The 25,097-nt window shown below is 54.7% G+C and carries 22 protein-coding genes; 6 read left to right on the top strand and 16 right to left on the bottom strand.

Translation table 11 applies throughout. From position 1 onward, the window contains the following. Positions 1–236: 236 nt before the first annotated feature. The 5 genes from ACK4OE_RS01880 to ACK4OE_RS01860 are packed head-to-tail and all read right to left on the bottom strand — an operon-like array spanning position 237 to position 8,775. Positions 237–4,103 (bottom strand): SNF2-related protein, encoded by a 3,867-nt coding sequence (locus ACK4OE_RS01880; RefSeq protein WP_409882634.1) that lies wholly within the window; start codon positions 4,101–4,103, stop codon positions 237–239. Then, the gene (locus ACK4OE_RS01875; protein ID WP_409882633.1) at positions 4,103–5,866 is read right to left on the bottom strand and encodes an EH signature domain-containing protein; all 1,764 of its coding nucleotides are present in this window, start codon (positions 5,864–5,866) and stop codon (positions 4,103–4,105) included. The genes ACK4OE_RS01880 and ACK4OE_RS01875 overlap by 1 nt, the downstream gene beginning before the upstream one ends. After that, the gene (locus ACK4OE_RS01870) at positions 5,860–6,567 is read right to left on the bottom strand and encodes an OmpA family protein (RefSeq protein WP_409882632.1); all 708 of its coding nucleotides are present in this window, start codon (positions 6,565–6,567) and stop codon (positions 5,860–5,862) included. The genes ACK4OE_RS01875 and ACK4OE_RS01870 overlap by 7 nt, the downstream gene beginning before the upstream one ends. A 1-nt stretch (position 6,568) precedes the next feature. Further along, the gene (zorA, locus tag ACK4OE_RS01865; RefSeq protein WP_409882631.1) at positions 6,569–8,572 is read right to left on the bottom strand and encodes an anti-phage ZorAB system protein ZorA; all 2,004 of its coding nucleotides are present in this window, start codon (positions 8,570–8,572) and stop codon (positions 6,569–6,571) included. Then, a complete protein-coding gene (locus ACK4OE_RS01860; protein WP_409882630.1) occupies positions 8,569–8,775 on the bottom strand; it encodes a hypothetical protein in 207 nt (68 codons plus the stop codon). Before ACK4OE_RS01860 ends, zorA begins: the two co-directional genes overlap by 4 nt. A 164-nt stretch (positions 8,776–8,939) precedes the next feature. On the opposite strand from ACK4OE_RS01860, the gene ACK4OE_RS01855 reads away from it, so the two are divergent. Further along, entirely contained in the window at positions 8,940–10,001 is a 1,062-nt protein-coding gene (locus ACK4OE_RS01855; RefSeq protein ID WP_409882629.1) for a hypothetical protein, read from the top strand. Here ACK4OE_RS01855 and ACK4OE_RS01850 read toward each other — a convergent pair. After that, entirely contained in the window at positions 9,998–10,141 is a 144-nt protein-coding gene (locus ACK4OE_RS01850) for a hypothetical protein (RefSeq protein ID WP_409882628.1), read from the bottom strand. The genes ACK4OE_RS01855 and ACK4OE_RS01850 overlap by 4 nt on opposite strands. Before the next feature lie 852 nt (positions 10,142–10,993). Then, positions 10,994–11,251: a helix-turn-helix domain-containing protein gene (locus ACK4OE_RS01845; protein WP_409882627.1), complete on the bottom strand. Its 258-nt coding sequence runs from the start codon at positions 11,249–11,251 to the stop codon at positions 10,994–10,996. A gap of 158 nt (positions 11,252–11,409) precedes the next feature. Between ACK4OE_RS01845 and ACK4OE_RS01840 the strand changes: the two genes are divergently transcribed. Genes ACK4OE_RS01840 through ACK4OE_RS01830 form a run of 3 tightly spaced genes read left to right on the top strand, consistent with a single transcriptional unit; the run spans position 11,410 to position 12,920 of the window. Next, on the top strand, positions 11,410–11,904 hold the full coding sequence (locus tag ACK4OE_RS01840; protein ID WP_409882626.1) for a hypothetical protein: 495 nt from the start codon (positions 11,410–11,412) through the stop codon (positions 11,902–11,904). Then, positions 11,876–12,349 carry an HAD domain-containing protein gene (locus ACK4OE_RS01835; RefSeq protein ID WP_409882625.1) on the top strand — a complete coding sequence of 158 codons (474 nt, stop codon included), beginning with the start codon at positions 11,876–11,878 and terminating at the stop codon, positions 12,347–12,349. The genes ACK4OE_RS01840 and ACK4OE_RS01835 overlap by 29 nt, the downstream gene beginning before the upstream one ends. Before the next feature lie 31 nt (positions 12,350–12,380). Then, positions 12,381–12,920, top strand: coding sequence for an HAD domain-containing protein (locus tag ACK4OE_RS01830; protein WP_409882623.1), 540 nt, complete (start codon positions 12,381–12,383; stop codon positions 12,918–12,920). A gap of 272 nt (positions 12,921–13,192) precedes the next feature. On the opposite strand, the gene ACK4OE_RS01825 is transcribed toward ACK4OE_RS01830, so the two are convergent. From ACK4OE_RS01825 to ACK4OE_RS01800, 6 genes are all read right to left on the bottom strand, one after another. Then, entirely contained in the window at positions 13,193–13,480 is a 288-nt protein-coding gene (locus ACK4OE_RS01825; protein WP_409882622.1) for an H-NS family nucleoid-associated regulatory protein, read from the bottom strand. Positions 13,481–13,543: 63 nt separating this feature from the next. Next, a complete protein-coding gene (locus ACK4OE_RS01820; protein ID WP_409882621.1) occupies positions 13,544–14,716 on the bottom strand; it encodes a helix-turn-helix domain-containing protein in 1,173 nt (390 codons plus the stop codon). A gap of 235 nt (positions 14,717–14,951) precedes the next feature. Further along, positions 14,952–16,385, bottom strand: a complete 1,434-nt coding sequence (locus ACK4OE_RS01815) for an SMODS domain-containing nucleotidyltransferase (protein ID WP_409882620.1) — start codon at positions 16,383–16,385, stop codon at positions 14,952–14,954. Beyond that, entirely contained in the window at positions 16,382–17,308 is a 927-nt protein-coding gene (locus tag ACK4OE_RS01810; RefSeq protein ID WP_409882618.1) for an S-4TM family putative pore-forming effector, read from the bottom strand. Before ACK4OE_RS01810 ends, ACK4OE_RS01815 begins: the two co-directional genes overlap by 4 nt. Positions 17,309–17,820: 512 nt before the next feature. Further along, positions 17,821–19,086: a nucleotidyltransferase gene (locus ACK4OE_RS01805; RefSeq protein WP_409882616.1), complete on the bottom strand. Its 1,266-nt coding sequence runs from the start codon at positions 19,084–19,086 to the stop codon at positions 17,821–17,823. A 272-nt stretch (positions 19,087–19,358) separates the two neighbouring features. Next, positions 19,359–19,547, bottom strand: coding sequence for a hypothetical protein (locus tag ACK4OE_RS01800; protein WP_409882614.1), 189 nt, complete (start codon positions 19,545–19,547; stop codon positions 19,359–19,361). 83 nt (positions 19,548–19,630) lie between these two features. Here ACK4OE_RS01800 and ACK4OE_RS01795 point away from each other — a divergent pair, with 83 nt between their 5' ends. After that, positions 19,631–20,572, top strand: coding sequence for a WYL domain-containing protein (locus ACK4OE_RS01795; protein WP_409882613.1), 942 nt, complete (start codon positions 19,631–19,633; stop codon positions 20,570–20,572). A gap of 710 nt (positions 20,573–21,282) precedes the next feature. Here ACK4OE_RS01795 and ACK4OE_RS01790 read toward each other — a convergent pair. The 3 genes from ACK4OE_RS01790 to ACK4OE_RS01780 form a co-directional block, all read right to left on the bottom strand. Beyond that, a complete protein-coding gene (locus ACK4OE_RS01790) occupies positions 21,283–23,028 on the bottom strand; it encodes an amidohydrolase family protein (RefSeq protein ID WP_409882612.1) in 1,746 nt (581 codons plus the stop codon). 142 nt (positions 23,029–23,170) lie between these two features. Beyond that, positions 23,171–23,482 carry a hypothetical protein gene (locus ACK4OE_RS01785; RefSeq protein WP_409882610.1) on the bottom strand — a complete coding sequence of 104 codons (312 nt, stop codon included), beginning with the start codon at positions 23,480–23,482 and terminating at the stop codon, positions 23,171–23,173. A 24-nt stretch (positions 23,483–23,506) separates the two neighbouring features. Continuing rightward, on the bottom strand, positions 23,507–23,758 hold the full coding sequence (locus ACK4OE_RS01780; protein WP_409882609.1) for a hypothetical protein: 252 nt from the start codon (positions 23,756–23,758) through the stop codon (positions 23,507–23,509). Between the two features lie 592 nt (positions 23,759–24,350). Here ACK4OE_RS01780 and ACK4OE_RS01775 point away from each other — a divergent pair. Next, complete coding sequence (locus ACK4OE_RS01775) at positions 24,351–24,923, top strand: hypothetical protein (protein ID WP_409882608.1); 573 nt, start codon at positions 24,351–24,353, stop codon at positions 24,921–24,923. The last annotated feature ends 174 nt before the right edge of the window (positions 24,924–25,097 follow it).

The following is a 25,097-nucleotide window of genomic DNA, read 5'->3' as shown; positions in this document are numbered from 1 at the left end:
ATGGCTAAGGGGCAGATGTTCGAGTCATAGACTCACGGGGAGCGTTCGAGAGCGTCCGGGTCCTGCTCGAACTTGTTGGCTTTCTGGGTCAGCTGAGCGTTAACACGATTCACTCCGACAAGGGCAGTCAGTTCGGTAGTGATGACTTCAACCGCTGGTGCGAAGACACCCAACCCGGGCAGCACAAGGCCTTGTGGGGACATCCGAAACCGAATCAAGCCAGGGTGACTACTTCCTTAGTGACGAACCTCTGTCCAAGCCATCAACTCTTCTTCAAATTCGTAGTTCGTGATTGGCTTGGCTCCAAGCCATTCTTCAATCTTGGACCGAGTCACCAAATGGACTTGGTTTGCCTCGGCCTGAGTGACCGCCCCAGTAGTAAAGCCCTGATTAGTAACAGCAACCTTCTTGAACCGAGTTCCAGAAAAACGAGCCTGATAGCGAGCCGCGCCTGCTGCGACTTCCTTGACGGCGTCCCAGCCCAGTTCAGCGGACTTCGAGCTTTTGCACTGGAGGAGCTCGCCTTCTCGACCTTTGAGGGCGACCACATCAATACCGCCATCACCGCCATGTTTCGGTGTCATGGTTGCCTGGTAGCCTCTCTTGCTCCATAGCAGGCAACACAAGACCTCAAAGCCAAACCCGTCCATCCGGTCCACATCGTCCATAGTCAAAAGGTGCTTCGGCAGCGCAGCCCCTCCGTCAACTCCGCCAACAAGCTCATAGAAAGACGCATCGCGCCCTGTCCCATTGAGCATCGAGACCAATGCATCCTTGTCCAGCGTGCTGTCAGCGAGTCCGGCCTTTTTCTTCATCAGCTCGTCTAGCCGAACTTCAAACGTATCGAAGTCCGCAACGACAGTCGGGCAATAGACAAATACATCGCGCTCTTGCCCGATTCGAAATGCGCGGTCGGTCGCCTGCGACTCCTTTGCTGGGTTCCACATCCGAGTGAAGTGAAAGACGTGATTTGCAGCGGTGACGTTTAGCCCAGCACCCGCCGCCAACGTCGAGAGGATGATGACGTCAAATCCATCTTTCGCCGAAAACTTATCAATGTAGCCCTGCCGCCCCTGGGAGTCACCGTTGATGATGAATGGCTTGATGCCAAACGTCTCCCGTAGGAAGTAGTAAAGCGCGGCCTGCGCTTCACGCAGCTCGGTAAACACGATGGCCTTCTGGCCGCTCTTACGGACTTCCGCCAACTGCTCAAGGAGCCAGCGCATCTTGGGAGAGTTCTCCAGATGCGCATCCTTGCCGCGGCTATCCGGCAAGAACTTCGTTCCCGGCATGCAATAGGGCTCTGCACAGACAGCCTTCATCAGATGAAGTGCACCAAAGGACAGGCGAGCCCGCTTACGCCCATCGGTCTCACTCGTCGCATCCTGTAACTTCTTTAGGCCTCCCATGTAAAGGGTGCGTTGGTGTTCAGTGATAGCAATCTCAAGCCGGTCCCGCACGTCCAGATGCTGCTTGAAACCAAGCTCCTTTGCGTCCACACGTTTGTGTGCGAAGTACTTCTTCGGCAACTCCGCGGCGATATCAGGCTTGGTCCTTCGAAGCGTCTGCGGAGCAATCATCCCCTGCAAACGGACAAGTGATTCCTTATGCTCGTCGGTATCGCATTCGATGGGGCGGCGGTAGGTCTTGCCAAATTCCTCAAGAGCACCGAGCAAGCCAGGTTGAACGAAATCAAACAGACACCACAGGTCGGCGAGGGAGTTTTCCACTGGCGTACCTGTGCAGGCAATTCGAAAGTCCGCCTTAAGCTTCTTGGCCGCTAAAGTCACCAGCGTTCCCGGTGTCTTGATGCGTTGAGCTTCGTCACAAATAACAAAAGAAAACGGCTGCCGAGCAAGCGAGAACTCGTAGGACGTGAGCATCTCGTAAGTCGTAAAAACGAGCTTCGAGGCGCCGACCCAATTTGGTTTCAAAAGCTCAACGATGCCGTTAGCACGAACCTGCTCATCAATGAGTCGTGCTGGCTGTTTGAGCGCCTTCAACTCATCGCCGTAAAGAACCAAAATCTCTGGAAATGAAGGAGTGAAAAACTTCTTGACCTCATTTGCCCAGTTCTCAATCAAGCTCTTGGGGGCAAAAATGATTGATGGCGCGGCGTTTGGATTACGTTCGTAGTACCAGCCGAGGAGCGACAGTAGCTGAAGGGTCTTCCCCAGCCCCATGTCGTCGCCGAGCAATGCACCTCGGCACTCAGCTGGCGCCTTTGATACTAGATGCTGAAACCAAGCCACGCCGTGCAACTGGTGTGACTTGAGCTTAATTTCAGCGCGTAAGCATTTCGGCAATTCAGCAGACACCCCGGGCGGCAGCGTCAGCGATGTCCGTCGCAACTCCTGCGATTCCTGATAGTCAACTGTGTTGAAGTTGGTCTTGAGCAACAAAGTTTCGCGGCGAGGCCTCACCGTAGGCGGCTTCGCATGACCGTCCCCCGTCACTCCATCCTGCTTAGTAAGCATGGAGACAAAACTATCCAGCAATGTCCTTGCCTGCTCTGTCACTATCGAAGTTGGCAAAATCGGGTTCGTCACCTCAGACGCCCCAATCTTCTCAGCTTCACGTACCTGGTTTCCAAACTCCTCGACCCACTGCGTGGTCAATGGAATCAAAACCGACCCCTCATGGTTCTGCAGAGTCACACGAACCATGGGCGTCAGGTCCTGTGGCAACCATCCAGGCTCCTTTTCATCGTCTTGTGTCGGCTTCTGAAAGACCGGAACGTAAATGGCTTTAGCTAGGCCAATGCCTTCGATACGCCTGCTGTACCCCTCAAGTTCGTAGATATCCTCAAACGAAATCCGCTCACTCGGTTGCGTTCTCCACAGATTCAGAATTTGCTGCGCTTGTTCTAGCTGCGTAGTAGCTTCAGCATCAATACTTAAGTCGTACTCCTCCCAAGGAAAGCGCTCCCTGTCATCCCTCAATGCCTGCTCCAGAGCGGAAACAAACACTGCGAGCTGCTCCTGCCCCTTGAACGAGCTGATGTTGTGTCTTACAGTGCCATTGCCAAAATGTTCGGTTACCGATAAGTCGACGGCATCCAGGCGACCCTCTTCAATCCGGGCTACGACGTTAAAAATTGCGGCAACAGCACCAATCTCTGACCGGTCCTCCTCGAACTCTTTTTCGTCAATGACGTCATGCGCTGCGTCACCCAAAAAGGCGAACGGATTGTGAATGAACTTCTCTGCACGGCTACCAGCAACGCGCCGCCCAGGCATCTCCCGCTTAACAACCTCAAGCACTTTACGGACTGGTTCGGAAATCACGACACGCACCCGCCCCGCTCCGCGTGTCATGTCGTAATGCGACTGCACAGAATTGAAACCATCGAATGCCTTGAGCCAACCGTCGGGGGCCCCATGGAACGTCGGCGCCACAGTGAGCACGCGGCCAAACGGTGTCTCTTCCTTCGACAAGGGTAAACGCAGGGTCTGCGGCGTCAGAACGTAGGTGGTCTCAAGATATGGGGTGACATAAAGGGCGCCGGCTTGGTCTGCTGTGCTGCGAATTCGACCCCATGCCAACTCGTTCTCATGCTGGGTCCTAGCAGTTGCTTCGCGTCGCTGGAATTTTGATATCTCGTAGTTAGTAGCCCAAGCAGCGTGGTTCAACAGCAGCTGCTTTCCGCCCACAGTCGCGACTGCGCCATCTATCCGCTCAAGCCTCACGGTCTGCTGGGCATCAGCCCATCCCGCCACCTGTATTTCAAAGGTTGCGTCCGACAACGTTCCGTTGCACGACAAAATTGGCCTCAACGCGCCTTGAGGTGGAATGTTCAAGAGCTGCATCATTCCTTGATGCTCTTCGGTGGTCGAAATCTCATAGACGCGGCCCCAAGGCAGCATCACGCTGTCTCTCCGTATCTCGCAGAGCCCTTCCATGGCAAGCTGCGCCAGATAAACGCCAAGTACTGAATCCTCAGGCCCAGCTTTCGCCAGGGCTTCCTGAAGTGCTTCTGCAGTAGGAGTCGGCAGCGGCGCTGATAGCTTCACGACAATGCCTTCAGTAGCCCATGTCGTGACCAGTACTGACGGGGAACGCCCACCCGACTGAGACCGCTTGAAAATGTCAAAAAGTCCCATCATCTCTCCGGGTAGTACCACGCCATACGAGCCGCAGCCCATTTGAAGCCAAGAGCGCTAAGTTCATTTGCCAAGGATGCAGCCTGATTCGCGTCCTCTACCCAAAGGCGCCCGCCACTTGCACCACGGCTGTCCTTGATGAAAGCACCGTGGTACTCCCTAACCAAGCCTTCGAGACGTCGCATCGTGAACGTAGCTCCACCGGGCGCCTGCCCTTCCGTTCTTCCCGAGGCCAAATGAGATGCCAGCAATGATGCTGGTGCTGCGTCACTTTGCGCAGAGGAAGCACGCGCCGCACCGCGAACGCCACCCGTGTCAGCGGAAACACGATGCGCCCCTGGTCTGTCCGGCACGATACCTAGCAATCGGAGCTCAACTGCAGCACGGTCTTCCCAGCCCTCTCGGTGCACGATGCGAGCGGCACACCCACCGTGGTACCCAAAAGCCAAGTCGTCCGTGCCGCCGGCGTAGTAGCGCTCGTAACGGTCGTAGGGCAGAGCGTCGTCCTTATAGACATAGCACGCGTTCGGTTTTTTGCTGAACTCGATGATGATGTACGACCCGATTTGCATCATGAATGCATCGACATCGCGCTTAGATGTCAATTCAGCATAAGCACCTTCCTCTCGCGCAATCAGGTCCCGAATCGCCGCATTCTTATTTTTCAAGTACATGGTGTCAGCGCTAAACACGAGCCGGGTCCAAACAATCTGCTTCAGGTACTGCGACCAGAAAGCTAAGCGCCCCTCGTCGGCTTGATTTCTTGAGGCCAGAATGTCAAAAAAGTCTTTGAGGTTGCGCTCATTGACCCAGGCCAATACCATCATCCAGACGGGGTCCGGCACGCGATTCCAAGCAGTGGCGATACCTGCAGCCCTGAGCTTTGGGTTCTTCCAGACGCGCGGACTGACGACGTAGTCGCGCAATTGCTCGTTGGGCTGGGGACTCTTACAGGCGTGATACCGGATGAGCAGTAGTTCTAGCGCCTCGTCACGAAAACCAGGATGCCCCTCGACAAGATGAAGGAGCCTTGACACCAAGCGCATGAACTCGGCATCACCGGTTTCCGTCGCACACCGAACGACACCAAGAACCAGTGCGTTCCAGAACCAGCTAGATGGCGGGATGCCTAGGTCGGCAGCAAGTCGGTCTGTCGGCGCTGTATCACCAGCCAGATACGCCTTGGCGTACTTAGCGACGGGGTTGACCGATAGCACCTCGCGCTCGCGCCTCAAGACGGCCACCCAATCTGGGACTACCGAGACTCCAGCTTCCCGGTCGATAAGCGGCCAAGTGCGTTCAAGAAATGAGCGAAGCTCTTCCCACCCATTTCTTGCGCCATCGTCCTTGGTGTTGGCAACCGAGGCATAGTTGAAATAGGAATATAGCAAGCCGTGCCATGTGAGCCGCCATAGCTCGCCACGGACGGCTTCTGCTTCATACAAAGCCAGTAGCGAGGGAAAGTGTTTGGCTCCCAAAACTGTCGCGTTGGATTGCTCGCGAATCGGCTCAGCCAAGGCTGAAGCGATGAGGTCACGCTGCCAAGAGTCAAGCGGTTGACCTCGCAGAAATGTCAGGGCTGCAGCGTAGGCATCTTCCTTGTTTGGTTTGGCCTTTGCGTAGCCCTGGAACAGCTGCTCTGCTTCTTTTTTCGGTTTTTCAACCAGTTCCGGCAATCCGAACGAGCCGGACGCGAGCCCCATTGTCTCCAGTGCTGAGGTCAAATCCCTGCTCAGCTGAATAAGCGCTTGGGCAGCTAGCATTGCCCGAAATCCTTGCCGCTGAGCGCGCCATCGTCTTCGGGATTCTTTTCATCTAGACCCCAGAACTCAATTTTCAGCTCTACACGGCGGCTCGCAGCTTTGTCTTTGCGAATCGAGTTGAAGGAATACCCCCCGACAAGGAAGAGGTCCTGGACTTGCCGAAGCTGTTGTTCGGATAAGGGCACCTCATCCGCGCCTGACTTGGCAAACAGAGTACAAACCACGCTCCGGCTGCGGTTTAGGCTCAGCGCGAGGTTGTAAAGGTACGAACCATCCTGGTCAGTGAAGCCTTCGACAACGACACGACGCATCCATTTTTGTCCGGAGGGAGTGGACTTGGCCCGAAGTAAGACTGGGATGTACCCCCGGAGGAATCGTGCAGCATCCTGCTTGATGTCGAAATTCCCACTATCGAACCTCACGATTTCACCCATATCGATGCGGTACGTAGACTCATCAACATTGACGTTCTTTTCGGCCGACTCTTGCCGAATCAACGACATGACCGCACGAATATCCTTTTCGCGCTGAATCTTTGCCTCCTCCTCGGCCGTGACGCTCTTCGTGACCGCCACAAGCGTCACCGCCATGACGACCAGGAAGAGCACCATAAGCGCAGACATAAGGTCCGAGAAAGAAATCCAGAAGGGGCTTTCCCCTTCCGTTTTTGTTCCGCGTTTAACTGTGATGCGAGTGAGCATCTCAAGCCTGTTTCATGCGGTGCACTGCGCTCGCCAATTCCTGGACCACGCCGTTAAGGTGCCCCGTGCCTTGGGCAAGATGGCGGTCAGTTTCTGCGATGGTGGACTTCACTTGACTAACCATGGCCGAGCCAAAGTCAGTGAACGCTTTGACTAACGCTGCATTGACTTTATCCAAGTGGTCGCGGCTTTCAGCTTCCGACTGGCGCATCGCCTCAGCGCTCGCTTTGATGTTGGCAACGAGCTCCTGAGAGACGCCGGCCTCGGCTCTGGCGGCTTCGATGAGTCCCATGAGCGATGCCACCTGGGCGTCAACCGTCCGGCGCGTTGAATCGTATTGTTCGAACCCCTTCTGCACTGCGGTGGAGGCCACCTGTAGTGAGGTCGCAGTTGTAGCCAGGGTGTCCGCCACCTTGCTGGACCGGTCGAACACTGTGGTGACAGCGCCGCCGGCAGTTTCGAACCGCTGGGCTGCGGTTCCCATTGTCAAGGCGCCTTGGTTCATGCCGTCGATGGCTCGCAGTGAGACCTGCCCCAATGCGTCAATATTGGTCTGCGTCTTGTTAACTTGCTCGGACACTGCACTGATGAGGGCATCGACTTGCATCGACAAGCCTCCAACCAGTTGACCGGTTTGGTCTGCCAAGCGCGTGCTGCGACCGGACTCTTCCGTTGCAGCAACCTTGCGGACATCTTCCAAACGCTCCATCGCCAGGGCAACTTCTCCAAGCACCTTCATGACAGTGTCGTCCATGGCTTGCTTAGATTTGTTCTGCTCTTCGTTCACCAGCTTACGAAAATCTTGTACGAACTCTCGCATCTGGTCTGTGAGCAGTTGCTGATTGTCGGCCGCCTTCTTCATCGCATCTTCGAGAGTGCCGCTCATCTGATTGGCCGCATGTTCATTGGTTATCTTGATGTCGGACAGCAGGCCTTGCAGCGAGGCCTGGACTGCCGCCATAGAGTCCATTGAGCGCTGCATCTGCTCATTAATGCCGCGCATTTGGCCGCCAAACGTATCCTCCAACTTAGCCATAAAGCCAGTCAGCACCGTTTCAAGCATGGAGTTCACTTGCTCGCCGTTGGCTCGACTGGTCTGCTCCATCGCATCGCTGACGCGCTTCATCGGCTCAGCCAAGGCAGAAGAAATGCTCTCGCCAATTCGGTCGCCGAGCGATTGGGTCACCGTCTGTTGTGCCGCAATTTGTCGCTCCACCAAGTTCGTCATCATCTTGTTGAGGTCCTCAACAAGGGCGTCCTTGAGCTGCGCGGTGCTTGCAGCGTTCTGCTCCGAGGAACTGACAAGTCGGGCGAGATACTCCTCGCCGGCCCCCGTCGAGTACAAGCTATCAATTCCATGGGTGAGATGCTCGACCAACCGGTACAGATAAGCCAGTGTTAGCCGACTGATGAACACAACCCCCATGGCGCAGGCAATAGCCATCCCGGAGGCCACAAAAGCATGCTGGACTCCATTCATCAGAGGTCCGAGCCCTTCGACCGCCTTCGCAGTGGTGGACGGGTCGAACTTTCCCAGTCCATCCAGCAGGCCTGCGAAAGTGCCAATGATGCCAAGGCCGGTCAATACGCCTGGCAAGTGTTTCGTAAAGTCGTCAAACAACCTACCGTCGACCAAGACCTCTCGGGTAAACATGCTCTCGGCAGGAACAGTCGCGCGAACCTCGGTCAGTGCCACACCACCAGAGGAAGCCTTTCGAAGCACGTGCAATGTGTCGGCGTACTCCTCCCAGAGGTGCTTAAGTGGCTCCCATCGAAAGGCTTTGCCTACTTCTTCAGGCTTGGGAGCAGCTTTACCGCTACGTAGCGACTGCACCACCCGCACTGCGGACCAAAGTTGCCACCAAACCTGGGTGCCCTTGATGGCGTACCCAACAAGAAAGCAAAGCGTCAAGGCGACAACGATGAGAAAGATGTACAGAGGTACGTTTTGAAGGGAGGACAGAGATGGGTGGATGTCCCCAAGCGCCTTGGAAATCCAATTCATGCGGTTTTTTCCCTTGTTGCCGCGACCGTCCCTTGGACGTCACCTTGTTGCCCATTGATGCCATGCCGTGAACAGTAGTCTTCTACCAATATTTCGAGCATATTGGTAAGGCTACGGCGCTCATGCTCCGCAGCAGCGAGGAGCATGCGCTTCATCCTTGGAGTTATCCGGAAACTGATACCTACGGTCTTTTCTGCTTCCATGCTCAAGGCAATCCATGTATAGCGTTTTGCGATACATATCGTAACATCTCTATAAGACACTATTTAGCCTTGGAGGTGGTCCGAGGGTTTTCACCCGTGCCGGGAACCTCCAAACCCAGAAGCGCTAACGTGGAAACATAGGAACGACGACAGCCCTCTCGAATATGGACTCACCACCACCACCGTCGGCAAGCGCCTTCGATTTCACGCTGCTCCCCCTGCGCCCACTTCCAAGCTTTGGGCAGCGGCAAACATTGGGGCTGTCAACCGCAGTGTCATTCGACCCGAACACGGTCATCATGGTGGCTACCGGACGCAGCCTCAACTACGTTGTTGAGCGTATGGACTATGGAAGCTACCTCACGATGCAGGCATGGGTACGCTCAGTGACGCGTGGCTCGACGATGCAGCGGGAAACCCGCGAATCGCTGGCGAACCTTGTGCCAGAGCCTGAAGACATCAACCGGCCGCCCACCATCGAAGAGCTGTTGGCACTTCCCAATGCCATGGCGGGGTACTGGCGCCTCGCTTTTCGAATATTTCGCAGAGGCGCTAGACCGATATGGCGCGGACTGCTGGTTCGCTTGGCATGGCAAGACCGCCAGCTTCATGTGTTGGGTGAAATGGGGGCCGAGGAACAAGCCACAATGCGTGCAAAGCTGTTCGGTGCCAGCATTCATCACTGGGTCTCGTCCGGGCTCTTCAGTGGCTCATTTCGACCGATGCTGGTTCTTGACATGACCTTGCAGCACCTGGCTTGGGCAGACGTCCAACTCAGCCGCTCAGCGCATACGGTGTTTCGCACTGACCCTATCGTCGGCTTAGTTCAGCCCGGTAAGGTCCCGATGCGCCATTGGTTCGACCGCATACTCAGCCTAACGGGAACGCACAACTTGGCCAGCTTGTGTGACTTACTCGCAGAACGAGCGGACAAAGCCAATCCGCGCACCTTCACCCACTTGGAGCTCAAGCAGTGGGCAAGCGCTCAGAAGCTCATGCCACCTGGCCCGGCCCACCAACTCCTCGTAGCCTGCTGCCCCGATGTCGATTTTCATCGAGAGCGCACCCAGCTATGGACAGCAAGGTGGCTGACGTTCCTCATCTGCTACGTGCAGGGTTTTTCGACCGAGCCTGTTACGAAAGTAGTCGCCCAAGCTGCCATCAATGAAAGGCTTACTAGCCTGCGCGACAAGCTCCTTGCGGGAGCTCCGATGACGGCGGCTTAGTCTTCGTCGAAGGCTTGGTCGCCTTGGTACCGCTCGTTGTTGGGATTCAGTTGATTTGAGTGGTTGTCGTTGGCGTCGTCGTATGCGTCGTTATTTGGGTTCATCGAGTCAGAGCGGTCATCGTTCGGGGTTCGTGCCATGTATATCTCCAATGCTGGTTTTCTTCCCAAGGGCATCGACTCCAGCAGCCGAGCCCGGGTGCCGCGAATTGCGACATGCGAATTTTCCGGCGCGGACCCGCTGCATGCGGTTCCTATTTTCAAACAAAGTTGCCAAGCAGCCCGCATAGTCAAATCGCACCACCATTCAAAGTCCTTATATGTCGCCATTTCAGCCGGTCAAATCTATCGGTCAACGACTACCGACAAAGATGCCAACTCCTGAGTCTGTGTTTTCCCCTGATAAGCGCTTTACACCATGGCTCGCGGCAAGCATTCGAAAGTGACGGGGTTCGGGACAGATGCCGTCCGCCTCTACGCACTGAAATTTCGTAGTCAACGGAAGCAACATTGCGCCTGCTTTGCTCGGGAACGATAAACGCTCAGGCTGCCGCCTCTGCATTTGCAGCCAGAAGTAGCGAAAGAATGAGGTTGCTGGAGAATGGGCAAAGTCGAAAATTCACTGAGGTAGCTTTCGACGTTTTCAGGGCGTACATTTGCTCGGTCCAAGGTCCTTAGCGCCAACCCGAGTTCGTCAAAGCCTCAAAGATGGTCTGCACTGACCACCGCTTCGAGCCCCATCCCGACATGCCTCACCGCTTCTGGATGCGTACACGCAATGTGACTGAAGCCGACAAATATTCGCGGGAGGAATATTCGCCATTTATTCCTCACACGAATATTTGAGCGCGAATGCTGACAAATCAGCCAATCCAGAAGTGGGCTGTCCAATCCACGACGGGCCACGTTTCGATTTCTGGGGGACAAACCAAGGGTTTGCAAATCGAGTCGCGCCAGTCTTCGTTTGTTTTGACTTAGGAAAGACTATAGGAGTCAAGGGGACTCAATCACCGGCGCAAATAGCTCCCTGATATCAACCTTCAGAGCAGCAGCTAAGGCCTCAAGGTTGTCGACGGTTGCATTTCTACCTTCTCGCTCCAGTTGCGCTACAAAGTTGCGGTGAATTCCCGCATCCCACGCTAAATCTTCTTGAGACCACCCGCGTGCATTGCGAAGTCTTAGAACGTTAACTGCTATTAGTTTGCGAGCGGACACCGCTAGCTTTGGCTTTTCCCTCTGAGGCACTGGCATTGGCCGAGTGTGTACGGTTGCATGATGTACGTCAGCCCCATAAAAGAGTGCACCATATATGGTGGTAATATCTGAGCGCCGCCCCCTTCGTCGTCGTCGACATGGACTGTGGAGCGAAATTGCACCTCTCCCTTGTTCAGCGTCATCTGCTTCCACCAATGTTCACGCCGTTTCCGGGCACGCTTGTTCGATACCCCACCTCAACTTCTCTTCACGAAAGTGAAGGCTGGGGCATCTCAGTCCTAGCGGAGTTTCTCGACTGGTACGTCGTTGTTCTCAAGCCAGACGAAAGCCGCGGCACTGGAAAAACGCTACTTGTCCGTGATGCTGGTTGGCTTGCAGCCCTGCTCTTGGAATTGGATGCCTCCCAGGTCGTGTCCGTTGGTTGGATGTCAGGGAGTTCTACGCGTGAGGTGTGGCACCAGCGGGCGATTCAAGGCGTCTACATTGAAACTCAGCACAACGGACGTGAAGAAGAACGGCTGGTCCTTCGCACGGCGTCCAACCGCCTCATCGACTCCTGCGGCCGAGAGTTGAATGTGACAGTCGATATGTTTTGCTCAAGCAGTCACGTTCGCAGCCTGTACTTACACAGAAGAACTTCGCTCGAACAAAGCGCTATGTATGACTTGCCTAGCTACGCTCTTTCTTGACTTCGACGGAGTCACCCACCCACTCCACTGCCACGAAAGCAAGCACTTCAGCTGCCTTCCGGGAATTGAATCTGCGTTGCGAAAGATGCCAGAGATAGAGGTTGTCATCAGCAGCACTTGGAGATTGCAGTATTCGCTGACTGAACTTCGTTCAAGGTTCAGCAGCGACATTGCTGACCGAGTAGTCGGCGTGACCCCTGTAGGTGTCGAGCGCGAGTTTTGTCCAGACAGACTGCTTGGGTATCCACGACACGCAGAGTGTTGGGAGTGGATGCACGTGAACAGACCATATTCGGACGCATGGCTTGCAATGGACGACCGACCATTTCTCTTCCGTCCCTTCTTCAAGGGATTGGTAGTCACTGACGGCCGAACAGGCGCTCAAGGTGCTGTACTTTCGGACTTGCTCGCGCGGATAAGGGCGATGGGCCTCAGTACTTTGTGAGGGTTCCCATTTCAAGCAAACGGAACAAAAAATGAAACAACCTGCGGGCCGCGGGCGACAAATTCTCTATTTGGATTTTGATGGCGTCCTGCACCATCAAGACGTTTGGCGCCACCCTCGTCGCGGTCTGTACTTCGGACCCGGGGCGCAAGGTCATAAGCTTTTCGAGAACAGCCCTCTGCTTGAGCAGTTGTTGTCGCCATACCCCAATGCGGTCATCGTCTTGTCTACGTCTTGGGTGCGCTCGTTGCGGTACAGCCGAGCAGCAGGAAAACTTCCTCCTGCACTTAAAGCGCGGGTAGTTGGCGCCACCTTCCATACCCACATGAATGCCAGCAGCTTTGATGGTCTGACTCGGGCGCAGCAGGTTCTCAATGACGTTTACCGAAGAGCGCCGAGCGCGTGGGTCGCAGTAGATGACGCGTTGGGTTGGCCGACGGAAGCGGAACCTCACTTTGTTCCCTCGGACCCGACTTCGGGAATTGCAGACCCTACAGTTGAATGCAATTTGGAGACCAAGTTGCTACTCAACTTTGGAGCCCCATCCGGCGAGCAGGCCACTACTCAATGACCGCAATCGCAGTGGCAACCGAATTATCGAGTGGTGTGAAGGGCGTGAGCGTGATTGATACGTCTTTCCCTGCTGGTCGTAAATCCTGGTGAATTTGGCCAGTTTTGGCTGGCTCAAGCCTACGACCTCCTGCCTTCCAACTCAGGGCATGCCTTCCAGGCCAACGCCTTCCACAAATGGCGGCTTTGAGACTTAGGCGGGCGCAAGCGGCTGAGATGGTTGTCGAAGTCAGTTACCCTGAAGGAGCGAATGCCTTAAAAGCCGCAGTGCGTTCAGATTGCAAATTGAGTTCGGTCTCTGCCTGCAATCCACAGAGGAGCCCTGCCTCGGCCAGTCCAAGTTGCACCTGTGAAAGGGTCCCGGTACTTGGCCGCAACGGTGCCCTTAGCCTTGCCAGTCTTTGCACTTCTTGCGGGGAATACATCCTCCTGAGTCAGACCGTATTCTGTAATCAAACCTCGTGCTCGGGACACAGCTTCAGAAAGCTCCGATGCACGGGCATTCGCAATTTGCCGCTCAAGCGCTTCACGCTGCGCTAAGAGTTCTTTGTATGTCTGCATAAATTCCTTTCAATTGACACTCAAAATAGATTCAAAGAATCAGCAAGCTTTTTCTAGCTCCATCTATTGCGGAGACCAATTACCATATTTATCGTAGTCAAAACACCGACTGGCATCAAATGCCTCCCACATTACATCCAGTATTGGCTTCACAACATCATCCACTGGTGCTGGTGAGTCTAGGGCTTCAATCCACCCATCAGGGAGTGTGAGTTGAGGCCTGTCGGAGTACATAGCTGAGCGACTCGAATAGATATCTTTCACTGCGAATTGATAGTCTCCAATATTGAGAAGGGAGCAAGAAAAGACGGCTGGACCCCTTAGGCCACGCTCCTGCGCAGTGGTTGTAAATTTCAAATAGCAGTTCCTTAGGAACTTGGCAATCGCAGATGAAGGAATCTTCTTCTCGTCGGAAATAGTCTGGGTGGCGGTTAGCCCCGCTTCCATCGCTCCGTTTCTAAAAACTTGAGCATAGGCGTACAAACCGTCTTCGGGCTTATCAGTCATGGTTTCATACACTAGGAACCCATCCAGGTTGCGCATGCTTTTCGCACCGCTCGCGACCCAAGTAAGCATGGATTGCGGGTCGATGGCCGTGATGTCGAAACTGTTTCGCCCTACCGTCGGCTGAAGTGGGACAAGCAAAGCCACGGCGATGGGCCCCTTCCGCATAGGCAGCCCAGTCTTTTTAGCAACTATGCTATTTAAACGCTCAGCTTTGAATTTATTGGCCTTTTCGCTCAACGTGTTCATACGGTTAAATGCATCGCGAAGTTGGTCATATGAAAGTTCAGTGGTGTGCGTGTTGTTTCTTACAACAAATCGACTGTGACCGTCCAACACGATGCGATGAGGTCCATTGAAGGATGCCGGTACACGCACAATGAGAACATACCCCCCAGATACCATCACTGCTTCCATGCGGATGCCAGGAATGCGAGGTTCTATGCCTGCGTCTGCAATCATCCCCAGTCGGCGCTTCGCTGCATCAAAAGTCTCGCCCACCAAAGGTAAAACTCTGCTTGCAAAGCCATCCGTTTCATCAATTCCATAAACCAAATCACCGCCGCCCGAATTTGCCAATGCGCAGGCGTCTTTGGCAAATTCGTACTTATCTTTGCTTGTAGCACCAGGCAAATCTCTCTTGAAATCAAGGGTTGCACTTTCACTTGCTTGAGCGGCGACCAATGCCTGCAGGTCAGTCTCGGTAATCTTATCGATGGGCCCGATGAGCATGTTTTTCTTGGGTGCAAAACCTTCATCCTAGCGGCATTTTGGTGATTGGGAGCCTGCTAACTGCGGGGACGATAAAATCAAGGCACAAAAATTCGGCTTATGCGTGGCGGCATGCGACGCCCAGAGTGTGAGCCCATATCAGAAAAGGGAGATGGGTTTGGCAAGTTCAGATACTCCGCGCCTTGCCTGTTCAACCCTGACGTTCGCCCGATGAGCAATACTTAGCACCTTCGAATTATTCAATGACGACGTAGAAGGGGTCCGACTGTCCCACCAGCCGGTTGTCCCGTTTTCGAATCAGGAAGGCCTCGACAAAGTGAACTCCCCGGTATTCCAAACGTTCGGAGCGGCTCGTGCCTTCGTCCGACGGGTAGAACTCGCCGCGAAGGGCACCGGCCTTCGACGCAACCTTATCCGTGTTTGTCACACGCCACTGAACCTTGTAGTCGTCTGCGAAAGGAACGCCATGTTTTCCTGTCGCAGTGAACCGCACCCAGTAATTTGGTTGCAGTGCTTCAGCGGACTTGATAGCTCGTATTGTTGTTCCATGTTGCCCTGTGCGCACAACGGCTGACGCCAGAACGGTGTGCTGGTCCGCAGCCTTCCTCCATGTTGGACGACGCACATGTGGAAGTTGGCAAAGCTTGGCAGGGACTGCTGCAGCGCCAAGAGTCTTAACCAGTTCGACCAAGTCTCGGAAGTTTCCGCTGACCACGAGCGCTCCACTGACTGAATTTTCGCTGACTCGCTCTGCGGCCTGTTTCGCTTCGCCAGCTGCAAAGTTTTCACCGAAGACACGTTGCCACTTCCCGATACTCTCGTCCCGGTCTTGCTCGGCGAAGGCATCATCAATCCAGCCCCTGTACAGATTGACCTTGTCGCGGAAGTTTGAATACTGTGTTTGGTCCCAGCCGGCCGCCTGGTCTTCCTGTGGCAGCTGTGGATTTGGCACTGTTGGAACGTTTGGCCGCGCTTGAAGCCAGTCGTCCAAGCGGCCGACGAGCGTTTTGAGGGTCGTTGTCAGGTCTGCGAATTGCGCGCTGCCACGGTCGCCTTCGTAGACCTGGAGGCCCATCAAGGTTGTGAGTAGGAACGACGGGCAGGTGAAGTTGCCCTTGATATCGCGCATGTACTTCAGCAGCCGTGTGACCTTCTTAAGGTCATTCCCACCGGCGACCCCGTTCTTGCCTTTCACCCATTCGGTGTAAGCCTCTGGAGCGGAGGCCTCGAACTGGTTAGTGACACGATTGCAGACCTCATACTGACCTGCGTAAAGTCGATTGACAATACAAGGCGCAATGTCAATCTTGCGCTCGCCAGCGTACTCAATCGTGGCGCAGTGTGAGAAGCGACGCACCTTCTCTTCATAGGCGGGAATGCGGCCGAGCTCGGTTGCAAGCTCGTTGACATAGTCCTTGGGAGCCCAGCCTTCCTTGGCCTCAACGAACACCAGCAGGTCGGCATCAAACGGCTGCTCCGACTTTGGTTTGATGATGGTTTCGTGAGCCCAAGAACCCTGCGGAGCAAAGCAAACAATCTTGGGACCCCACGCAAGTGCTCGCACTGCATTTTCGACAGCAATGATGCTGTCCTGCAGGAGCCCCAGGCGCGTGGCATTCAGGTTCACATAGTCGTGGAGGAATACCTTGAAATGCTCATGTAGTTTCATCTGGTGCCTGTGTGGTTCATTTTCTGTTCCGCATCGGTAACCAGTTTCTCAACCGCATGGCGAGTTAGGTCCTCTTCGCGATTTCGCAGCTTGTTGTAGAGCCAGTCGAATACAAGTGGATTGCTCGCACGATGCCGATAGATGGCGTCTTGCAATGCGCGTGAGCTGGAAGTCAATTCTTCGGATGAAGCCCCAGATAGCGCCTTGTCCCACAGCTTTTCTACCTCCGACTTCAGCGTAGTCAGCGCCTCGATGGTGTCGTTCTGTTTCCGATACTCACGGAGCACATACGCAAACAATGGCAGGAGTGGCACGCACATCGTCAGGATGAGGTCACTGAATTTCTGGCCTTGGTAAACGCCAGCAAGTGCTAAGGCGATAGACAGAAGTATTGCTGCCCCGAGCAGCATTCCCGCGTATTCCTTGCGAACCCGCATGTCGTAAGCAAGGTTAGTGCGCTGGCAAATAAACCTGCCGAGCTCAAGAGGAAGCCGGGATATGACCGGCTCATACCAGTCCATCAAACGCTTTTGCTCCGTGTCAGCGACGGGAGTGGCTGTTATCGCTCGAATGTCTTCAGCATCTATGCGCCGACCGGCGACGAGTGGGTTCCAGTCGAGCTTCAGAACTTCAGTATCAAACTGCTCCTGAACCCTTGCACCGCGCTTGCAATCTTCCTTCTGGAAAGGCGAGAAGACCCAAACATCCAGAAGCAAAACCACTATCGAGCCCAACGCCAGATAGGGCCGAATCTCGGGCTGGCTGGTACCAAAAAGTACCCCCAAGAGGGGGAGGATGAGCGCCAGTAGAGTGAATCCTGCTTGGTACTGTTTGGCGCGGGCATAGAACAGTCTCTGGGCGCGCAGCAGTATCAGCCGCTCGGACTTGTTCTGCTCAATGTTGATTTGGTGTTTGTTGTTCACGGTGGTTTATTGATTCGTTTAATAGGTCTTGTTGAACAGCTTTCAGCTTGCCAGCCCCGGGGCAAATGGTCGAGCCCAGCGCTTGGGCCGTGGGTCAGGGTGTTCTCCGCCACCAGACCACTCGTTCGTTACGAGCCACTCTTCAAAGTAGTCAAGCCATTCAGCGGCCCAGGGCAGGTAGGTTTCGTCGAGCCGCATCTGCGCAGACCATTCATGTGCTTTTGGCAACCACAAGCACAGCTTGGTACCCGCACCTTTGTGCGGATAGATATGCGGCAAGACCCGACCTGCTGCGAGCGTTTTGGGGTCTGGGTCCATCACAAACAGTTCGGGATACTTGGCTGGATACAGATTTAGGGCGCACCGATAAACTCGCGATAGCGGCGTCGGCGCCACCTTGAACCCAAAGCGTAGCGCCCGTCCCTGCCATAGTTCTAGGGTCGACTCTGGCCATCGCAGCGCCTTGAGCTCCGCGTGACGTTGGGCGAGGTTTGGCAGGCGAATCGGTGGTTTCACGTTGCTGGGCCGCCAAAGTAGGTGTGTGCACGTGCCGAGGTGACGATTGGCATGGCACCGGCAACGACAAACCCCGCCCGTTGAAGTGCACGGCTACCATCCCGGCGTTGTGCGTTCTGCTGAAGTACAGCTTGGGCGGCCCGATGACCAAACGCCCGGTCAACAGAATTGATAACAGCATCGAGCCCTTGATTGCCTTCTATCGCGCCCATGAGGCCCTCTAGGTCCGATACGAATTTCGTGTGCCACTGCGTAAACGCGTGCTGACGTGCTGGCGTGTTCATTGAAGATGCCAGGTTGTCAGATTGAGCGAACGGATTCATCAGCTTCCAGTGTTGCTGGCCTGGGTGAAGAATCTCGCGTTCGAAAAGGCTTGGCACGAGCTCCACTATGTCGAAAAACAAGTCGAGAGGCCCGTCGTGCGGTTGCGGCGCCAGAATGGCGTACGCCTTTGCGAACAAGCTGGTCAGGAATACCGAGGTGGGGGCAAGGTCACCGCCGCCTTTCAGTTCCGCAAAGGACATGTTCCTGTGCACTTTGACAAGCTGCACGAACCGGCTCAGCAGACGAGCGAACACTTCGGTTGCTTCAGGCAGTGGCACCAAATCGGCCTTACGGGCATCCGCGAAGTTCGCCGTAAGAGCCTTTGACAATCTGAAAACTGGGGCAACGCGGGCCGCAGAGTCGAAGCCCAGGCAATAGCCTTTTGGGTTCGTTGAAATAAAATTTCTGCGGTCTCGGTCGGGGATGCGCCCATGGTGTTCGCCGTGGGGCAACGCGTACAGCGGGTCATCGATGACCGGCGCAAAGTCGGCTCTCATGCCGCCAGCGTAGATAAGAGTGACGCAGCGTTCCCATCGCTCGATGCCAAGGCCATGCCGCTCGGCGTAACGGTTAAGCGCGGTAAATAGGCGGTCGAGCAGTAAAGCCGCACCCTCTGGCCCACCGTAACGAGAGAACGCTGTGTTGGCCAGCCGTACAACCAAGTCGATATCAAAGCCCTCACGCTGCGTATCCATGGGACGAACTATGGTCCCCATTTGTCGAGAGCCCTGTGCATGAACCTGCACCACCTGCCCATCGAATTCCGCACATTCGATGAGGTACTCACCCGTGGCGTTGTAGGCGCGGTCTAGCTCCTGCAACTGTGTGGCACTGGGTTCGAGCGCTCTGGCAATGGATTCCGCTAAGTAAGTAAAGCGTGCAGAGGCTGCAGCCGTGACTTGTCGAACTGCTCGGAGAAGGTGGTCGTCTCGGTTCATATAGGCACTACGGTTGTCAGATTTCCAGAAAGCGCTCGTATCTCCGTCCAGCGCTAACTGTCCACAGCCCAAGCGTCAGGGTTAGCACTGCTAGGCGGAAGCCCAGCGCGCTTTCGGGCATCCAAATGCCGAGACGGCTAGGCAGAGAGTCAATGAAGGGGAGGCCCGGGCGATGCCTGTTCGTGCGGACACGAGCCAGTGCCATGCCCATCCATGTAATGCGACGCGGCGCAGCGAGGAAAAAGTGAACGGTGCTTTCCAACATGGGTGCCTCACTTTTCCCGGCGACGGACGCCTTTGAAGGGTGTCTTGTCTGCTTTTACGTCCATGAATCGCCCTATCTGTTTGTCTCGTTTGACATAGTGACCCGAAGGCATAACGGCTTGGCTGCGCCCACGAACCGCATCAATTCGATGCCCATCGCCTGGTTGATTTGTTGATGGTGACATCATGTATTTCATGTGAGTAGTATATCTAATCAAAATGATGATGCAATAGGCTCAATGAGATTCGGTGACCTTTCGTCATGAGCTATGATGTCTAGATGTCGGAAAATTCAGATAAACGCGCCCAGTTTTTGGCCAGCCTGACTAAGAGCCAGCGCGAACGGCTGTCTCATATCGATTTCAAGCTGTATTTCCTAGGCGAGTTGCGACGTGCTGACGTCGTAGACCGGTTCGGAACTGGTCCTGCAGCAGCGACACGGGACATTGCGCTGTATAGGGAGATAGCTCCTGAGAACCTTGAGTTGGACTCAGATAAGGTCTACCGGCCGACGCCTGCGTTCACTCCGCTGTTTGAACACAACCCACAACGGGTTCTGACGGCCCTTTCAAAGGGCTACGGGGAAGGCTCCGGAGAGTTGTTGGGGGGCGAGGCACACCCTATGCTGCGGTGCGAGACTCCGAGCTCATTGAGCCTCCCTAGGTCTTCAATCTTGGCGCCTGTCTCTCGGGCGATTCATCGTGGCAGGGCAGTTAAGCTCGGCTACACGTCCATTGACAGTGGGCGCACAGAACGGGAGTTGGTTCCCTTAGCTCTGGTCGACATTGGCATCCGCTGGCACGTGCGAGCGTTTGACCGCAGACATAAGCAGTTCCGGGACTTCGTCTTGACGCGGATGGAAGAGCCCACTGTGCTTGAGGACAGCGTAGTGCACCGGGATGAGACGGCAGAGTGTGATGTCCAGTGGAGCCGACTCATAGAGCTTGAGTTGGTGCCTCATCCACATCACCCACGCCCCGAAGTCGTTCTCATGGACTACGAATTTCCCGAAGATGGCGTTCTACGAGTCCGGGTTCGTGCCGCCAACGCTGGGTACATGCTTCGGCGCTGGTCTGTAGACTGCTCTAATGACCATAGCCTCCGTGGCATTGAATACGCTCTTTGGCTGCGCGACCCGCTCGCACTCTATGGAGCCAGCAACGCGCAGTTGGCACCCGGTTACAGAGACCCGCGGTCAGACAGAGAAATCAAAGCCCTTTGACGCCCTGAGCGCAGTCTTAAAGACGTCGCACTCACCCCAATATTTGTCTCCTTTGAGGCAGCAGCGACAACGCTAAAAGCAACATTGATTTAATTGTCATCAGCAAGCTGCTATCTATTGAATCGCCCCGGGGTTTCCTGATGCGCTACTGCAAGACGCCGAAGTTGAATCAGCGGCCAGGCATATCGACGAAGTCTGCGCGTAGCAAGCTAAGTGCTCAGGGGGAGAGCCCTATCGCGTGGGCGATAGGATGCAGAAATGTCGCGGCACTTGACTCCTCAACAGCGTGGCTCTCTGCATTACCAAGGCGCGAGCCTGCCACGCGGCTACTTCTGTTCGGTCACACCACCTTAAAGCAGTACGGGCGCCTTCCCCTGCGTCGAGTCATACGCCTGCTTTTTCGCCCCGCGCTAACCCTGGTGTCCCCCTCTGTAATTGGGCTGCGCGTTCGCTTGGTCCCGACCCTTATGTCATTCCAGTCTCTGAAGCCGGACTGGTTTTCCAATTTCCGCAACGATAGCTACATTGTGTTCAGGCGGATACGGTCTTCGCAAAATCTCCTATCCACTCGTTCACTGGGCTTTCTGGGTTCCACTGCTATTGATTGGGGCCTACCTGCTTTGGAATAGCACTCGCAAGCCCAAATCGATGCCACCAGTGCTTGCAGTCGAGACTGATTCCAGTTTGCTAAGCGTCCTTCGCCAGCGGCTTCATACTACCTTCTTCGCCCAATCAGGCAGAGCCACCCCGTTGGCCGTATAAAACTTGTCCAGGCGCAGCCTCGCGCGCTGTCCTGGCCGAAGCCCAATCCATTCGACTGCATTGCCTCCAAAGAACTTGGCAGCCAGGTCATGGTTGCCTTGGCTCTTCACGGCGGGCTGGGCTTCAATTTCTTGAAAAAGAGTCTCGAAGTTTCGAAGGAAAGAGCCCACCGCTTCCTTTCCTTGCTGAAGAGTCATGTCCCAGTCCGTCCCATACATGAACCTTGTCGAAAGTGGCGCTTGGCCAGGGTTGCTTTCAGCATAGAGCTTTTTGAGTACCTCTTTGACGCCAGGCGTTCCAGACAGGCCTTCGATGAAATAGCCAGCATCAGCGTAGGCGTTCCTACCTGGGGCATCCGGCCCGTTGCCCATCAACGCCATCAATCCGCGCGCCTTGCAATCTGCCGAGCAATTACCTACACCGAGGTCGGAATCGCCAAAGTGACCAAAGTTGATGCGAAGCCCTTTAAACTCTCTAAGAGCTATTGCCCAGTACTTTGAGCCGGCGAGTTCTCGAAATTTCCTTATAGGCCCATTTGAGATGCCGCTGTGGGCCATTATTGGGACCTCGTTTTTCTCGCACCAACGGTACAGCCTGGCCATTGCATCGTCGAGACGTGCTCCAAGGTCAGTACGTCTGCCAAACCTCTTCAGCCATTCTTGGTCCCACAGGTCCCTAGGCAAATCCGCGTTTCCGTACGGCGCGAAGCCCATAGGAGGGTACAACTTCACCCCAATGAAGCCTCGGTTTTCGATGGCATCACGAACAAGTTCAAGCGGATTGGATGTTGTCTGCTTAAGGTCAAATGCGACTTGCTTCAGCGGGTCAAACGGCACCATCGAATGCACTCTTCCACCGGTAGCAATAGAGATAGATTCCATCACCGCGACTTGGTCTGGAAGGGATGTTATGGTCGGTTTTCCATCCGCGAGCCAGTAGTCAAAGTCAACCAAGCTCGGCAGCATCAAGTCGATGAACCGGGGGGCACCCTCTTGGTTATAAGTGTCCAGATAGTCATGTACAGAAACATACCTGTACTGCAGTTTCTGAAGCACGAAAGCTACGATTCCACTCGCTGACTTCTTTCCTTTTTCAGCAAGGAGTTCGCGATACGATTCAACGGTTATTCCTTGGAGGCGCTCCACCTCATCGATGATTTGCGCGCGTTCAGACTCGTATGGGCCTTTCGGTTCTACCGCCATGGGGCCACGCTTTTCTCTCACGGCCTGCATCTCTGGGGTTGCGTCCACAGCCCGCTTCAATTCCTTGACAGCTGCTTGAAATGCGACGTTCCTGACTTGGCCAATCCTTGCCACTTTGGCGCCTGGAGAGCAGGACTTCAATGAGTCGCTGAGGTCCCTGAGGACGGCTCGCTCTGCCGCACCACTTAGGGCTGTATTCCAAGCTACCCTTTGAAGGGTTGGAGCAATTGCCTTCGCGCCTGCACCAATCAACCCCCCTTCGCTACCCAAAATGCGATTTACGAACTCTGCCACTTGCAGGTCTGAGCCGTTGAAGACGTGGCAATGGGTGTCGATAGTTAGTGTCGTGGAAGGCCCACTCACCTCAGGCGAATTGGGACAGACAGGTTCTGGATTGCGGACGACGGTACAGCCGTTGAGTACGCCAATTCCTCCCATCGCGGCAAGCGCCCGCAGAAACTCCCGACGCTCAGACACATTCATGGTGTTCATTTTTTCCCTCCGTTTTCCAGCACCTGGGTGGCACTAGCCCTCGGTGAGAAGTATTGCCATGCAACTCTGCAATGTCCAAGGAAAAACATCCAGACACGGGAGCGTGCCTAGGAGGAGCGGAATCGAAGCAAGCCTTTTGATACTAGGCGGTGTGCTTAGCCTTCACCCGTTCGACAGCCTCGTATTGCTTTCTGAATGCCAGAATTGCGAGTTTGGACTCGTCGTCCCAGTCCTCTGTCTTCACGTGCTTGAGCACTGCAAACAATGCGTCACTGAGTTGCCCAATTTGGCGGCCGTAGCTGCCAACCCCATCCAATATGAGTTGCTCTAGCGCCGGGTCCGACGACTTGCCCATGTTGATGTTGATAAACCCGACTTGGCCCATCGCGACTTTTGACCAGTACTTGAAGGTCTGGTCCACCGGGCCAGACCACGGCATATAGAAATTCTCCACGACGCATCTCCTTGTTGAGGGAATTCAAGGTTGGTAGTGCGCTTCAAGCAAGAAGTTCGCCAATGCTCTCGTAATGACAATGACGAGTTCGTTTGCAAAGGCGCTGCTGAGTCCGCCGTGACCCGAGTGTTGAAAGGTGCCTAGTGCAACAACGGGACTTGTTGAAACAGCGTAGTCTTTTAGAACAACAATATGCGCTTGCTCCGCGCCGGCCATTAAGAATTCACCTGTGATGGCCAAAGCGCTGTAGCCAAGTTCCGTCGTGCGCTCAACCAACTCATCAGCAGCGCAAGCGCCACGCAAATCCTATGCGCAGATACAGCCGCCCTTCATGGAGCAGGCTCTGTGGGGAAATATTCATGGAAGACAGGCTGACGCTGCACGAACCGCGATGGGCTTATCTTTGGAATGGATTGCAAAGATGACAGCAAGCAGACCAATGATGAACTTAGCTGACATTCGCGACGGGGAAAGAGTGCCTGGAGTATTTCGAAGTGAGCGCAAGCTAACTTTTCACCTCGTCTAGCTCGTTTGTCGCTGCGCAGCTATTTTGTAGGTGGTTTGTCGCTGCACAGCTATTTTAGGGGTGGTTTTGTCGCTGCACAGCTATTTTGTGCTTCTGTCGGTCGGTCTACGAAACAGGCTTGCAGCAAGCATTCGTTCGTGATGTCGAGTCGAACCCTCTGACGAGAACATGTCGTCTTCTTCATAGCTCAATCCTCTCAGAGTGTTGACCCTCCTCAAAAACCGGGGTGATTCATATCGGCGCAATGCTTCTGATATGAAGGAGCGGTTCATGGCTGTTCATTCATGGGAGCTATACGAATAGACAGCGAGCTTTGCTGTCGTTTCAGAAAAGTACTCATCTATGACATCAGGAAAATTTCACCCTCGCAAAAAATCTGCCACAACCTCAGGAAATTCACAGCCCTTACTACGCGCCCTTGCAGAGGAAGCGACAAAACGTGGCGACTCCCTTGCAATGCTCGCCAAGTCCCTAGGGGTGACTTACGTGAGACTCGCTCAATGGCGTCGAAATGACGCTGACATCGGTGCGGCGAACCGCTCTGTGCACAAAAAAGCGGCAAATTATCTAGGCATTCCGCCCGCTTTTGTTCCGCTCCTAGCGGGCACTATGGGACTTGAAGACTTTGTTTGGCCCGCCAAGGAATCGCTAGACGCAAGAATCTCACGAGAACTGAAGCAGATGAGGCAGGACTCATACGTCGGTGCATTCGTGCCGGAAACACTCGAAAGCTCCTCTCAGGAAGTCAAACTGTTCGTCGCATTTCTCTATCGCGAACTGACCATCGAGACGATGCCCAGTCAAAGGATAAATCACTTGATTTCAGAGTTCCAAAAAATGGCGCAGAACCAAGTCGTGACAAGAACAAGCTCCGCACAAACCTATAGCACAGCCCACGATGAAGGTCTCTTCTAAGCGGTAACTCCCCTTCTGCGGCGTCGAACAATTCAAGTTTGGCGCCGCTTCTTCACGAAAAACCCGTTCTGCATAAAGCGCCGGTATCGGTCATAGGCATTGCATATTCATGGCGATAGAAACTAAATTCGCGCATGATTTTTTTTCGTACCCCACGCTGGACAGCCATCGGTG

The organism is Acidovorax sp. (genome assembly GCF_046314175.1).
In the GTDB taxonomy this organism is placed as follows: domain Bacteria; phylum Pseudomonadota; class Gammaproteobacteria; order Burkholderiales; family Burkholderiaceae_C; genus Acidovorax.
This window is presented reverse-complemented; position numbering and strand designations above follow the sequence as displayed.

Excerpts from the sequence above, each read along its gene's own strand:
- ACK4OE_RS01880 (WP_409882634.1), bottom strand. The coding sequence starts at position 4,103 with ATGGGACTTTTTGACATTTTCAAGCGGTCTCAGTCGGGTGGGCGTTCC.
- ACK4OE_RS01875 (WP_409882633.1), bottom strand. The coding sequence starts at position 5,866 with ATGCTAGCTGCCCAAGCGCTTATTCAGCTGAGCAGGGATTTGACCTCA.
- ACK4OE_RS01870 (WP_409882632.1), bottom strand. The coding sequence starts at position 6,567 with ATGCTCACTCGCATCACAGTTAAACGCGGAACAAAAACGGAAGGGGAA.
- zorA (WP_409882631.1), bottom strand. The coding sequence starts at position 8,572 with ATGAATTGGATTTCCAAGGCGCTTGGGGACATCCACCCATCTCTGTCC.
- ACK4OE_RS01860 (WP_409882630.1), bottom strand. The coding sequence starts at position 8,775 with ATGGAAGCAGAAAAGACCGTAGGTATCAGTTTCCGGATAACTCCAAGG.
- ACK4OE_RS01855 (WP_409882629.1), top strand. The coding sequence starts at position 8,940 with ATGGACTCACCACCACCACCGTCGGCAAGCGCCTTCGATTTCACGCTG.
- ACK4OE_RS01850 (WP_409882628.1), bottom strand. The coding sequence starts at position 10,141 with ATGGCACGAACCCCGAACGATGACCGCTCTGACTCGATGAACCCAAAT.
- ACK4OE_RS01845 (WP_409882627.1), bottom strand. The coding sequence starts at position 11,251 with ATGCCAGTGCCTCAGAGGGAAAAGCCAAAGCTAGCGGTGTCCGCTCGC.
- ACK4OE_RS01840 (WP_409882626.1), top strand. The coding sequence starts at position 11,410 with ATGTTCACGCCGTTTCCGGGCACGCTTGTTCGATACCCCACCTCAACT.
- ACK4OE_RS01835 (WP_409882625.1), top strand. The coding sequence starts at position 11,876 with ATGACTTGCCTAGCTACGCTCTTTCTTGACTTCGACGGAGTCACCCAC.
- ACK4OE_RS01830 (WP_409882623.1), top strand. The coding sequence starts at position 12,381 with ATGAAACAACCTGCGGGCCGCGGGCGACAAATTCTCTATTTGGATTTT.
- ACK4OE_RS01825 (WP_409882622.1), bottom strand. The coding sequence starts at position 13,480 with ATGCAGACATACAAAGAACTCTTAGCGCAGCGTGAAGCGCTTGAGCGG.
- ACK4OE_RS01820 (WP_409882621.1), bottom strand. The coding sequence starts at position 14,716 with ATGCTCATCGGGCCCATCGATAAGATTACCGAGACTGACCTGCAGGCA.
- ACK4OE_RS01815 (WP_409882620.1), bottom strand. The coding sequence starts at position 16,385 with ATGAAACTACATGAGCATTTCAAGGTATTCCTCCACGACTATGTGAAC.
- ACK4OE_RS01805 (WP_409882616.1), bottom strand. The coding sequence starts at position 19,086 with ATGAACCGAGACGACCACCTTCTCCGAGCAGTTCGACAAGTCACGGCT.
- ACK4OE_RS01800 (WP_409882614.1), bottom strand. The coding sequence starts at position 19,547 with ATGAAATACATGATGTCACCATCAACAAATCAACCAGGCGATGGGCAT.
- ACK4OE_RS01795 (WP_409882613.1), top strand. The coding sequence starts at position 19,631 with ATGTCGGAAAATTCAGATAAACGCGCCCAGTTTTTGGCCAGCCTGACT.
- ACK4OE_RS01790 (WP_409882612.1), bottom strand. The coding sequence starts at position 23,028 with ATGAACACCATGAATGTGTCTGAGCGTCGGGAGTTTCTGCGGGCGCTT.
- ACK4OE_RS01775 (WP_409882608.1), top strand. The coding sequence starts at position 24,351 with ATGACATCAGGAAAATTTCACCCTCGCAAAAAATCTGCCACAACCTCA.